Genomic DNA, 12,103 nt, shown 5'->3' with positions numbered 1-12,103 from the left:
AAGTAGTATGTTCGATGTAAAAATAGAGCAGTCCGTCTGCAGCCCAAAGCTTGTTCGGGGGTTAGGGATCATTGCAAAAGCGGCGGCAAGAGCTTACGGCAGTGGAAACATTATAAGTATGAGTACGGCAGGTAAAATAGTATGTTCGGATAAAATGAAGAATGTAATAATTGGCGGATGCTTTGGGGATCCAGACGCGGAATGTGTCCGTCAACTGATTTCCCAAAAGGAGTTGCCTGAAGATGGCCTTAAAACCGCTGTACTGCTAGCCAATGAATGTCTGCAAATCGGGCAGACGGATGGTATAGATAAACAAGATTTTCTTGACGGAATAGACAGTTTTTTGAAAACAGGTGCAAAAAAGCTGCAGGAGATTGCAAAAGCTAACAGTGAAAGTCTTCCTGGCGGCGGACTATATCTGTTAAACATATGTAGACCGGTAATACAGGATATGCAAAGCACTAGTGAGTGTACAACATATAGAAAGTTTGTATGTGCGCTGGAAATCCCCTTTCTGGTATTGGCGAAAAATGCAGGAAAGCAGGCTCATGAAGCTTTTGCCTGTGTTAAAGCGGCAGCACCCACGCAATTTTACAGTCTGAAGCAATTCGGACTCAAAGATGGCCATATTCCGCTCACAGAACATCGGGATCTATGGCATATGGGTATTGAATTGCAGACAGGTAAAATTGTAGACGTGATGGAGATAGGAATAACAGTGCCTCTAAACACTGCCCTCTCTGTGCTGGAAACAGTGCGGGTTATTCTTGCAGTCCTTTGTGCCGTCCGATCCATATTGTAACGGAGAGAACGAAGATAGAACTGCGATTCGTACCAGTACAACAAAGAGAAGCATGAAGGTAATTATTGATACGTGGATGAAAGAGAACTTATAGAAGAGATTGGCAAAAAGAATAAGATGATATAATCTTAAAAAAGTTAGGGGGCAAAATGATATGTTAAAAATAGGAATAATTGGCTGCGGAGCCATAGGGAGAGAACATATAAATCGGCTGACCCGTCTGATTCCAGATGCGGAGGTAGTTGGCTGTACGGACTATTATTTGGAAACTGCAAAGAAAACAGCGGTGCAGTATGGGATACGAACAGTGTATAAAACAGGTGAAGATTTAATTGCTGATTCAGAGGTGGAGGCAGTAATGATAACATCCTCCGATCCATCACATGCAACGTATGTTTTGGAAGCGGTTCGCTTGGGAAAACAAGTGTTTTGTGAAAAGCCGCTTGCACAAACCACAGCTGACTGTGAGAAAATTATAGCCGAAGAGGTACGGCATAATAAGCCCCTGGTACAGGTGGGATTTATGCGCAGATACGATCCGGGCTATATGGAAATGAAGCGCATCATTGATTCTGGCAGCCTAGGTGCGCCATTAATGATTCATGCATGTCATCGCAATGTTTTTCAACCAGAAGGGTTTCAGACAGAGATGGGTATTACTAATGTAGCTATCCATGAATTAGATATCTGCCGCTGGCTATTAAGGGATGAGTATAAGAATGCCCAGGTACTTAAGGTACGCCAGTCATCACGGTCTACAAAAGGATATGATAACCCGCAGATTGTCCTGTTAGAAACTGAAAATGGTTCAAGGATTGATATAGAGTTACAGGTGGCTGATGGGTATGGTTACGATATTCAATGCCAGGTTGTATGTGAAAAAGGTACGATAAATTTGCCGGATCCTAATTCGGTAATTAAACGTGCAGATGCTACATGTTCGGTACAGTTATTAACCGATTGGGCCGACCGTTTTACCACTGCCTACGATATTGAACTGCAGGATTGGGTAAACTGTGCAGGCGAAGGTCGGCCAACGGGCCCCACTTCATGGGATGGATATGTGGCTTGTGCGGCGGCTGATGCTTTAAATCGTTCTCGTGGGACAGGAAAATTTTTAGCGGTGGAAATGATCGAAAAACCAGCTTTATATAGTTAAAGTGTTGTTAGTTCATAAACGGGTTTGCTCAAATAAGAGTGTGGATTCTCGCACACCAAGTCTTGGCCGTAGGTATACTTTATTCTTGGGATGGATATATTGCGGCGGCAGTACCACATCTTCGCAGAGCGTACCTGCTGTCTTCTAGTTGAATGTATTAAGTCTAAAAGGAGGAGATAAAATGGGTGAGACAAGATCAGGTACTGATGTGCCACTCCTGGAAATGCGGGGTATTACCAAGGTTTTCCCCGGTGTGGTGGCATTAGACAATGTAAATCTCACAGTAAAGCAGGGAGAAGTACACTTACTGCTCGGTGAAAACGGAGCTGGAAAATCTACACTGATTAAGACTATTATCGGCATCAATAAACCGGAGGGAGGAGAGATATTTTGGCTTGGTCAGCTGATGAAAATACATAGTCTGAAGGACGCCTATGAACTGGGAATTTCGGTTATTTATCAGGAACTCAGTAACATTCCGTGTCTGAGTATAGTAGAAAACATGTACTTGGGATTTGAAAAACGTAAGAATGGCCTAATCGACTGGAAAAAACAGCGGGTTTGTGCTCGAAAAGCGTTAGATCGGGTCGGTCTGTCGGATATCGATGTAGATACACCGATGGAAAAGCTGGGTATGGGTCAGCGGCAATTGGTTGAAATAGCCATGGCAATTGACCGAAAGGCGAAATTGATCATCATGGATGAGCCGACCTCTTCACTCGGCCGCAGTGAAATTGATTTCCTTATGGAGCTGATGCTTGAACTGAACCGCGAGGGGGTCTCAATTTTGTTTATTACTCATAAACTTGATGAAGCTAAACGGGTAGGAACTCGTGTTACAGTGTTGCGAAATGGGAAGAACTCCGGTGCCACAATGTCAGTGAAGGATGTCACAGAAGAAGATATTATTCAGATGATGGTAGGCCGAACTCTGGAAGAAAAATACCCAAAGCGGAAAAATGTGAGAATTGGCAAAGAAATATTACGCTGCCAAGGATTATGCGCTGATAAATTTGATAAAATTTCTTTTGCAGTAAAAGAAGGGGAGATGCTGGGAATATTTGGTCTTATTGGAGCTGGTCGGACGGAATTAGTGCGTGCAATCTTCGGGGCGGATCCGCTGGCTACCGGGAACTTGATATTTAATGGTGAAGAAATTGAGGTAAAGCGTCCACGTGATGCAATCAGGCAAGGAGTAGTGCTAATAACAGAAAATCGAAAAGAAGAAGGACTGATTTTAATTCACAATGTAATTGAAAACGGTACCATTGTGCCATTGGAAAAGTTTCAAAATAAACTGGGGTTTATTGATAATAAAAAGCGCCTTGCAGCAATTGAAGAGTACGGGCAGGAGTTAAACCTCAGACCTATGCAACCAGAAAAATTAGCCATGAATTTCTCTGGTGGAAATCAGCAAAAAATTGTCATTATGAAGTGGTTGATTTCTGGAGCTAAGGTTTTTATCTTTGACGAGCCAACTAAGGGGGTTGATGTTGGCGCAAAAGTGGAGATTTACAATATTATGAATCGGCTTTTAGAGAATGGTGCATCGATTATTATGGTTTCATCAGAAATAGATGAGATACTCGGTATGAGTGATAGGGTTATGGTTATGTATGAAGGAAAGCAGACAGGCATTGTGAAAAATGATGGCTCGATAGGAGAGGAAGAAATCCTGACTTTAGCAACAGGAGGGACACTTTAGATGGATAAAGAAAATAGTATCGGGAAAAAATTAAAGGAAATTATGGGAAAAGCGGGTCCTGTCATTGCGGTGATTATATTGTGCATTTTTCTAACGATTAGAACAGACAGATTTCTAACAATAAATAATATTATGAATATTGCACGTCAGACTTCGATGAGCGGTTTCCTGGCACTGGGGATGATGGTCTGTATATTAACGGCCGGAATCGATCTTTCGGTTGGGTTCACCATGACCCTGTCCACTATTGTAATGGCGAAATGTGCTGTAGAAATAGGTCTTACACCACTACTTTGCATGGTAATATGTGTTGTCACGGGAGCACTGCTTGGCTTGATTAATGGGTTGCTTCTGACCAAATGTAAACTTCCTCATCCATTTATTTCTACTATGGGTACACAGAACATTTACAAGGGAATCGGTTTGGTACTTACCGGTGCAACACCAATTGCTGGGATGCCAATGATCATTTCATGGGCTGGCTCAGCAGCAGTTGGGAAGAGCACGGGAACAATTCTGGATAAGATTCCGGTGAGTTTTATTTTGATGCTCATCATGTATTTTATTTTTAGCATTTTTCTAAATTATACCAGGTTGGGCCGCCATATTTATGCTGTTGGTGGAAGTATAACAACTGCTGAACTTTCCGGCATAAATGTAGACTTTGTACGAACAAGTGTGTATGTTATTTCTGGAATTATGGCAGCGTTAGGCGGAATTATCGCAGTTGGTCGTAGTGATTCGGCGTATCCTCTTTCCGGTTTACTGTTGGAGAACGATGCAATTGCTGCGGTTATTATCGGTGGAACCAGTTTTTTTGGAGGCAAAGGAAATGTTTTGGGTACTTTTTTCGGAGTGCTTCTGATTTCCGTGCTGCGTAATGGACTAAATCTGCTTAAAGTCAGTTCAGATATGCAGACAATTTTCCTTGGTGTGATTATCATTATCGCCGTGTTTATCGATGTAGTACGTAATGGTGGTTTTAAACGGGTAAAGCGGATGAAAAAAGATGAGGAGAAGTAGGCAGCAATCGTATGGCCTCGAAAATATTTCGCTTAGAGAGTGTTTTAATAGTGGTATTAAAGATAAAAAAATGACAAGGAGGAGAAGTATGAAAAAGAATTTGAGGAAGTGGAGTGCACTGGCATTATGTCTGATGCTCATTATGTTGGTAATGGCTGGCTGCGGAGGTGGCAAAGAGACAGAGACATCGAAAGAATCCGAAGGTAAGATCGGAAGTGATTATGAAATCACTGTTATATGCATGGCACTGAACAGCGACTATTGGCATATGGTTGAAGCTGGGGCGAAACTTGCCGGGGAGGAGCTGGGAATATCCGTCGATGTGATTGGGCCAAACGCAGAATCCGATTCGGCAGCTCAGATCAATATGGTAGAAGATGCCTGCAACAGTGGTTCAGATGCCATTGTGCTGGCGCCGAATGAGCCAACATCATTGGTTTCTGCGGCTAAGACCGTAAAAAGCAACGATATTCCACTGGTGGTAATTGATGCTATGTTGGATACTGACGATGAATCACTGTATAGCTGTTTTATTGGCACGGGGAATGAAGAAGCCGGCGCAGAAGGCGGTAAGTTTATCGCATCGCAGCTGCAGGAAGGAGACAAAGTGGCTATTATCAGAGGCTTAAATGGTCAGGTTCACCATGACCAGCGGACCGATGGAGCGCAAGCGGCAATGGAAGAAGCAGGACTTAAGGTGGTATCTGTGCAGCCCGCTGATTCTGACCGCGGAAAAGCTGTTAACGTAGCCGAAAATATGTTGCAGTCAGATGGCGATATAAAAGCGTTTTATGCAACCAACGATGATATGGCACTGGGGGCACTGCAGGCAGTCAAATCATTAGGCCTTACCGATGTTGTAATTGTAGGCTTTGACGGAACTTTTAATGCGATGGACTCGATTGAAGATGGCGAGTTGACGGCTTCTATTGCTCAACAGCCAATCGAAGAAGGATACCAGGGTGTCGTGAATGCAGTTAATATTCTAAATGGCGAGACGGTTGAAAAGCATCAGACATTAGAGGCGGTGGTGTTAACTAAAGAGAACGTAACTGATTTCCGGGTCAATGTTGAAGATCTGATTGAGAAATCGGGAGTTAAGCTTAATTAGAACTGCGCTTACACTGGATAAGCAGGGCTGCCGCAACCGCGGCGGTCCTGTCTTAGTTTTCCAAAGAACTGGGCTATTGAAGGATAAATTTTAAAATTATTGGAAAGACCCATCAGTTGTTTCCGAAAATGTTTTTTCAGTTGTATCGGAGGACAATTGCTGAATTGCATCCTCTCTACTGTACTCAATGTGGGATTTTATCGCACTGATTGTCAGTCCCAGATTCATATCCTTGATTCCTTCATAAATTTTTTTGTGGTACTCGTTTGCCTGTTGCATTTTTTGCTCGTTTTGTGAAGTTAATTTCCTGAAAAATTTAGTCTGACTGCATAAGTCAGCATAATATCCAATGAGTCTCGAATTGCCTGTCATAGCTATGATACTTGCGTGAAAATCCTCATCTGATTGCACAAAAGTTGAAGATTTATTGGTTGGAAACAGAGAACTTTCATAACTTTTTGTAATATGTTCCAGTGCTTCTGGGTGAGTTGGAAGTATCTCTGTAATAAGCTTTGTCACACCCGCAATATCGAGTATCTGGCGTATCTCAAAGATTTCTTCAATATCTTTTACCGTTGGCTCAAAAACAAAAAATCCCTTTGTAGGTGAAGGAGTTACTAGTCCATCATCTGCCAGCTTACGTATTGCATCACGCAAAGGCGTACGGCTGATACCATATTCTTTTGCCAGCGTTGAACTGACCAGCCGGGTTCCCGGTGAAATTTCCTTGTTTAATATTTTGGTGCGGAGCAGCTCGTAGGCCTGCTCTGTTAAATTGTTTACAACTAATTTTTCTTTCATTATTGCTTCCTCTCTATAAAAATGAATATCGTACACAGTATTCCATAATCATAATACAAAGAATACCGTATACAAAAATTATTATATATTTTGACATATTTCTTCTGGAAAGTCAACATTAAGTCATAAGCAGTTTATTAATATAGAAAATTAGCACAATAATTAAAACATAAAATAGTCAATATTGTACAAAATATGCAAAGCATATTGACAATACCCATTATAAATATTATTATTAAATTACGATATACCGTATACGATATACCGTATATGAAATACAGAAGTGAGAACAACCTTTAAATTTGCAGGATCCGGCATTGAAATATATATGATTACAGTGTATTTGAAGCAGGAATTTGGTAGGTTCACAAGCTGCCGCCAACTGCTGCAAAAATAAAACAAAATGAAAAGGAGAAAGCAAAATGGCACAAAAAGTAAAATGGTTAGCAACAGATGATCCGGCGATTATGTTCGAGGATTCTCCAGTTGGAAGAATGAAGAAGGAGCTGTGGGATGCCTCCGATGAGGAAATTGATAAAATCATTTTGGACTATGGTATCCCAAGTCTATCTGAACTTGGAAAGGCAGGGAGCTACATACAGACGACACCTCGAAGTAAACAAATTGAAAAAAGAAGAAAGAATGATATCGTTTTTGTTCCCATTGGGTGTACAGAGAATCATGGTAAACATGCTAATTCAGGTCTGGACACCTTTATGGTCACACAAATTCTGGAGGGCGTGAGAAGATATACAGCGAAAATAGGAGATGAGTGTAGTTTGGCGTTTCCGCCGCTGTTGTATGGAGGCCACCCATATCATCACATTGGCATGCCGGGAACAGTTATTCTGCCCGAAGAAGTAGTTAAAGAAACACTGATTTACACTATGCTGGGCTTATGGGATGATGGTTACCGCAAAATTATTTTTATAAACAATCATGGTCACTGCTGGATGCTTGAGGCTGCAATCCATGAGTTCTGCAAGCGTTATCAGCTGCCTGGAATTTTCCGTACCGTTGAGTGGCACAGAAGTGTAAGAGAATTTTTCACGCCGACAGATACAAATGGAAATGACTTCGACACACCATTTATCCATGCGGACGAGGCAGAAACAGCTGTTGGAATGCTGCTGTTTAACGATATGCTGGACATGAGCGCGGCAGAAGAAGCATGGCCTACATCCTATCTATTTGAAGGACAGTTTGACACCTCCATTGACTGCTACAGACGTCCCTCATCATGGAGTCTTGGCGAAGGCCATTCAGCTATTGAGCGAAACGGAACACCGGAGGGTGTGGTCGGCAATCCAAAGTTGGCAACGGCACAGAAAGCAAAAAGGCCCATTGCGGCAATTCTGAAATATCTTACCTTGATTCATGATGAAATTCATGAAAAATATCCGTCAGGCAAAGTACCGCCAATTGAAATGACAACGCTTCGCACAGAAGCAGAATTGGCACCATTCCTCAAAGAACCACTCAGCGAAGGATGGAAGTCTGTGCATGAATTGCCGCGTCAGGGAATTTTTGAATGTTTATAGAAGGGAAATAAAAGACATGAAATGTAAACAAGCGTTTTTGTATGGACCTCATGATCTGCGGGTATCCTCTTCCGAACAGACGTGAAATTGCCAAGAAGTTCGGAGCTGACTACACACTGGATCCTACCTCTCCTGATTTCTATTAAGAAGTGAAAGATATATGTGGAGGCGGAGGTCCGTCCTTAATTCAGGAGTGTTCAGGCAATGATGCTGCAGTCAATGCAGTATTCCAGATTGCGGGACATAATTGTCGCGTAAGCTTTACAGGGCATACAGCAGGGCATGAAATACCAGTGGAAATCGGGCAGATTAACTGGAGAACCCTGCGTATCAAAGGTTCAGGAGGAACCGATCATTTTACACCGCGTGCCATACGATTTATGAGTCAGGTCCGTGACAGGATAGATTTTAAAAAGCTGACAACCGATTATTTTGACTTCAAAGATATTGACAAGGCATTTGACAAAGCTATGAATGATAAAAAGAATGTTATAAAAGTAATGCTGACTTTTGGAGAGCAAAATGAATAAAGATATAATTTGAGCAAAACATTGCTGGCTGAGATAGCTAGCCCAGTGCGATGTGCCGGTTTATCTAGCGGCTGACGACATCAAGCTGGTGGTATTGCCAAGGCACTGTATATACATATGCTCTCGTAATACGACCGTAAAGGAGAAAAACATGACGAAGGAATATGATTTACTCACATTGGGAGAAGTAATGCTCCGCTTGTCACCTCCTGGAAATGAGAGACTTGTCCGGTCTCAAATACTCGAAAACAGAGTGGGAGGTGCTGAATTGAATGTGGCGGGCGGTGCTTCGCTTCTCGGCCTGAAAACGGGCATAATTACAAAACTGCCGGAAAATGATTTAGGCAAATATGCCCGTAATACAATACGGTTTTCCAGGGTCAGTGACCGTTACCTTGTCTATGATAACTCACCGGAGGCACGTATCGGAATCTATTATTTTGAATATGGTGCGCATCCAAGGAAACCGGGTGTTGTTTATGACAGAAAATACTCTTCTGTGAATCGGATTGACATAGATGATTTTCCAAATGAGATGTTCTCGTCGACTCGGTGCTTTTTAACAACAGGTATTACGCTTGCTCTGGGAGGCCGGGTACGTGAAACGACGATAGAAATGATGAAACGCTTCAAAGAACAGGGGGTACTAGTTGCATTTGACGTAAATTTCAGGGGTAATCTCTGGACAGGATTCCAGGCAAAAGAGTGTATTGAGAGCATTCTTCCCATGGTGGATATTTTCTTTTGCTCGGAGGATACGGCACGACTTACATTTTTGAAAGAGGGCACTGTGGAGAACATCATGAAAAGTTTTACAGAGGAGTACCCGATTTCTGTAGTCTCGACTACGCAGCGTATTGTCCACAGCCCCAAAGTCCATTCCTTCGGATCATGCACCTACAACAAAAAGGAAGATCAATTCTATACAGAACTACCCTATGAAAACATTGATGTTATTGATCGTGTGGGAAGCGGGGATGCTTATATTGCGGGCTTTTTATATGGATATCTTACATGTGCCGGGGATTGTCAGAAAGCAGTAGAATACGGTAATGCGGCTGCAGCAGTTAAACATTCCATCCCAGGAGATATGGCTGTATCCGATTTGGAAGAAGTGAATAAAATTATAAAAGACCATCAGACGACAGGAAGAAGGCCGGAGATGGAAAGATAAGTAAATTTTTGAGGGTACATAGAAAGCTGAAACGGGGCTGGGCACAGTTGATTTTAATGAAACTAGTGCCCAGCCTCGTTTTATTACATGATGTTGGCATTTTCTAGGGTATATGTATTTTTATTGAATTGAATCAAATTTCCCTCCTGCATTCGCTTTAGTTCACGTGTCAGTGAGCTGCGGTCTGCACCTAGAAAATCTGCAAGATCCACCCGCCCTAAGGGAGAGGTGACAATGGCAGAGTTCTGCTCCTGTGCCAGCTGAGCCAGGTAAGCTAAGATTTTTTCACGCAGGGAATGCTTTGTTGTGATTTCCAGTTGCTCCAGGAGCTTAATATTGTGCTGGGAGACCATTACCACCATATTTCGGACAAGAGTATTGTGAAATTCACATGCACTTGGGCAGATGTGCATGATATGTTCTAAAGGGCATAAAAGAATTGAACTGTTCTCTACCGCTTGCACAGACACTGTAAGTGAAAAATTTCCGCCGCATACAAAGGATTCACCAAAAACATCTCCTGGGCCAAGGTCATTTAAAATCACACGGTTGCCCAGGACATCTTCTTTCATAATCTGAACCCGGCCGCTTAAATTTTCAGACTGGCTGATATTCTGGAATCCTTTGTGACGGGAATACGTTCTGCCTGCAGGACTGAATGCAGAGGAGACCTACCGGGCCATATATGATATACTTCTGGATGGAATGCCTTGTGATTTTCCATTTGATGTTACAGAGCAAAGTGCAGACGTTATAAAATGGAGAGTAAGAAACTGCCCTCATGAAAAGTACTGGACAGACCCGGATTTGGGAGCAGATGTTTATTATAGTTTGAGAGATTCATGGATAGAAGGAGTACTCGAAAACTATGGTATTCTATACAGCCATACTGCAACCTCAGAGTACTGCCTGAGAAAGGAAAGAAAATGAATAATATAGAACTGCTTAAGAAAGAGCATGAGAACATTCAGAGGATGTTGGATGTAGTTCATAAAGCATCATTAGATGTATTACAGAATGACAAAATAGATGTGGATGATTTAAAAAAGATGGTAGCATTTATCCGGAGATATGCCGATAAAACCCATCACGGAAAAGAAGAAAAATACCTGTTCAAAGCTATGGTAAAAGATCTGGGCGGTCCGGCAGAAAAGGTAATACAGGGAGGGATGCTGATAGAGCATGACCTCGGACGCCTGTATGTTTCCGATTTGGATGAGGCACTTGACTCTTTCAAAGAAGACCCTTCTGTTGAAAATAAATTAGCCATCTTAGTGGCAGCGGGCAGTTATGAGCATCTCCTGCGCAGACATATTCAAAAAGAAAATGAAACAGTATTTACATTTGGTGAAAAGCACTTACCAGAAAAATCAATGGAGCGGATTGAAGAGCAAAGCCAGGCATTTGAGGCAGATGTGGAAAACGCTGCTGAAAGGGAATATCAGCTGCAGGTGCTTAAAGAGCTAGAAGAAAAGTATTTATAGGTAGGGGTGTACCAACAGAGTGATGAAAGAACTGCAACATAAGTGTAACACGTACAATATCGGAAAATAAAGGAGAAGCCGGAAATCCACATCGTAAATAGGTGCTGGGTTTCCCGGCTCCTTTTTTAGCTTTTAAGTTTCCCTGTTGCATTGTAATAATAATTACGTTACATTTATATTAATAGAAGCGGATTAGCGCCTGGTAGATTCAAATCAAAACTGCTAAAGGAGGGAAGTAATGAAACTTAAAAATATTTTATTTGTTGTAGATGACATAGAGAAATCAAAAGCCTTTTACAAGGAACTGTTTGACCTAGAGATGATTGCAGATTTTGGTGAAAACGTGGTACTTACAGAGGGATTGGCACTGCAGGAAAGAAAGCTGTGGGACACCTTTATAGCAAAGAAAACTACATTTGGCGGAAACGATGCGGAACTGTATTTTGAAGAAAATAATATTGACAAATTCCTTCAAAAGCTGGAGGAAAGCAGTTTTTCAATTAAATATTTGAACAAGTGCAAGGAGCACGATTGGGGACAGCGTGTGATCCGTATTTATGACCCGGACAAACATGTAATTGAAATCGGAGAGTCTATGGAATATGTTGCACGGAGATTTCTGGAGCGTGGAATGACGGTGGAACAGACCGCACAAAGAACCCAGCTGCCGCTCTCCCAGGTGAAGGTAATAGCCGGCGTAAATGCTTGTTGAGTTTTAGAATCCAGCTGCAGGTGTCCAATAGAATGTTGGTGAGCCTTTACGGTAACAATAT

12 protein-coding genes are annotated in these 12,103 nt (G+C 42.1%); 10 read left to right on the top strand and 2 right to left on the bottom strand.

The window, feature by feature from the left end; all coding sequences use genetic code 11:
• Nucleotides 1–7: 7 nt before the first annotated feature.
• From EDD59_RS01910 to EDD59_RS01890, 5 genes are all read left to right on the top strand, one after another.
• A complete protein-coding gene (locus tag EDD59_RS01910) occupies nt 8–802 on the top strand; it encodes a TCP-1/cpn60 chaperonin family protein (RefSeq protein ID WP_132378350.1) in 795 nt (264 codons plus the stop codon).
• A gap of 154 nt (nt 803–956) precedes the next feature.
• Complete coding sequence (locus tag EDD59_RS01905) at nt 957–1,961, top strand: Gfo/Idh/MocA family oxidoreductase (protein WP_132378348.1); 1,005 nt, start codon at nt 957–959, stop codon at nt 1,959–1,961.
• Between the two features lie 181 nt (nt 1,962–2,142).
• On the top strand, nt 2,143–3,666 hold the full coding sequence (locus tag EDD59_RS01900) for a sugar ABC transporter ATP-binding protein (protein WP_132378346.1): 1,524 nt from the start codon (nt 2,143–2,145) through the stop codon (nt 3,664–3,666).
• Nucleotides 3,667–4,689, top strand: a complete 1,023-nt coding sequence (locus tag EDD59_RS01895; RefSeq protein ID WP_132378344.1) for an ABC transporter permease — start codon at nt 3,667–3,669, stop codon at nt 4,687–4,689.
• Nucleotides 4,690–4,777: 88 nt separating this feature from the next.
• The gene (locus EDD59_RS01890; RefSeq protein WP_165920832.1) at nt 4,778–5,800 is read left to right on the top strand and encodes a sugar ABC transporter substrate-binding protein; all 1,023 of its coding nucleotides are present in this window, start codon (nt 4,778–4,780) and stop codon (nt 5,798–5,800) included.
• A 96-nt stretch (nt 5,801–5,896) separates the two neighbouring features.
• Here EDD59_RS01890 and EDD59_RS01885 read toward each other — a convergent pair whose 3' ends face one another.
• Nucleotides 5,897–6,601, bottom strand: coding sequence for a GntR family transcriptional regulator (locus EDD59_RS01885; RefSeq protein WP_132378340.1), 705 nt, complete (start codon nt 6,599–6,601; stop codon nt 5,897–5,899).
• A 422-nt stretch (nt 6,602–7,023) separates the two neighbouring features.
• Between EDD59_RS01885 and iolN the strand changes: the two genes are divergently transcribed.
• The 3 genes from iolN to EDD59_RS01870 all read left to right on the top strand — a co-directional run bounded on the left by iolN (nt 7,024) and on the right by EDD59_RS01870 (nt 9,846).
• Nucleotides 7,024–8,142 carry a 3-dehydro-scyllo-inosose hydrolase gene (gene iolN, locus EDD59_RS01880; RefSeq protein WP_132378338.1) on the top strand — a complete coding sequence of 373 codons (1,119 nt, stop codon included), beginning with the start codon at nt 7,024–7,026 and terminating at the stop codon, nt 8,140–8,142.
• Between the two features lie 149 nt (nt 8,143–8,291).
• Entirely contained in the window at nt 8,292–8,672 is a 381-nt protein-coding gene (locus EDD59_RS01875; protein ID WP_132378336.1) for a zinc-binding dehydrogenase, read from the top strand.
• Nucleotides 8,673–8,823: 151 nt separating this feature from the next.
• Nucleotides 8,824–9,846, top strand: a complete 1,023-nt coding sequence (locus EDD59_RS01870; protein WP_132378334.1) for a sugar kinase — start codon at nt 8,824–8,826, stop codon at nt 9,844–9,846.
• 83 nt (nt 9,847–9,929) lie between these two features.
• On the opposite strand, the gene EDD59_RS01865 is transcribed toward EDD59_RS01870, so the two are convergent.
• Complete coding sequence (locus tag EDD59_RS01865; protein WP_279233320.1) at nt 9,930–10,457, bottom strand: Crp/Fnr family transcriptional regulator; 528 nt, start codon at nt 10,455–10,457, stop codon at nt 9,930–9,932.
• Nucleotides 10,458–10,772: 315 nt separating this feature from the next.
• Here EDD59_RS01865 and EDD59_RS01860 point away from each other — a divergent pair, with 315 nt between their 5' ends.
• Nucleotides 10,773–11,330, top strand: a complete 558-nt coding sequence (locus tag EDD59_RS01860) for a hemerythrin domain-containing protein (protein ID WP_165920831.1) — start codon at nt 10,773–10,775, stop codon at nt 11,328–11,330.
• Between the two features lie 238 nt (nt 11,331–11,568).
• Nucleotides 11,569–12,042: a VOC family protein gene (locus EDD59_RS01855; protein ID WP_132378329.1), complete on the top strand. Its 474-nt coding sequence runs from the start codon at nt 11,569–11,571 to the stop codon at nt 12,040–12,042.
• The last annotated feature ends 61 nt before the right edge of the window (nt 12,043–12,103 follow it).

The sequence above is a fragment of the Muricomes intestini genome, from assembly GCF_004346165.1.
GTDB classification, from domain to species: Bacteria; Bacillota; Clostridia; order Lachnospirales; family Lachnospiraceae; genus Muricomes; species Muricomes intestini.
Note: the sequence above shows the minus strand (reverse complement) of the source record. Positions and strands in the feature narration are given on the sequence as shown.

Excerpts from the sequence above, each read along its gene's own strand:
- EDD59_RS01895 (WP_132378344.1), top strand. The coding sequence starts at position 3,667 with ATGGATAAAGAAAATAGTATCGGGAAAAAATTAAAGGAAATTATGGGA.
- EDD59_RS01885 (WP_132378340.1), bottom strand. The coding sequence starts at position 6,601 with ATGAAAGAAAAATTAGTTGTAAACAATTTAACAGAGCAGGCCTACGAG.
- EDD59_RS01910 (WP_132378350.1), top strand. The coding sequence starts at position 8 with ATGTTCGATGTAAAAATAGAGCAGTCCGTCTGCAGCCCAAAGCTTGTT.
- EDD59_RS01900 (WP_132378346.1), top strand. The coding sequence starts at position 2,143 with ATGGGTGAGACAAGATCAGGTACTGATGTGCCACTCCTGGAAATGCGG.
- EDD59_RS01905 (WP_132378348.1), top strand. The coding sequence starts at position 957 with ATGTTAAAAATAGGAATAATTGGCTGCGGAGCCATAGGGAGAGAACAT.
- EDD59_RS01890 (WP_165920832.1), top strand. The coding sequence starts at position 4,778 with ATGAAAAAGAATTTGAGGAAGTGGAGTGCACTGGCATTATGTCTGATG.
- EDD59_RS01870 (WP_132378334.1), top strand. The coding sequence starts at position 8,824 with ATGACGAAGGAATATGATTTACTCACATTGGGAGAAGTAATGCTCCGC.
- EDD59_RS01855 (WP_132378329.1), top strand. The coding sequence starts at position 11,569 with ATGAAACTTAAAAATATTTTATTTGTTGTAGATGACATAGAGAAATCA.
- iolN (WP_132378338.1), top strand. The coding sequence starts at position 7,024 with ATGGCACAAAAAGTAAAATGGTTAGCAACAGATGATCCGGCGATTATG.
- EDD59_RS01860 (WP_165920831.1), top strand. The coding sequence starts at position 10,773 with ATGAATAATATAGAACTGCTTAAGAAAGAGCATGAGAACATTCAGAGG.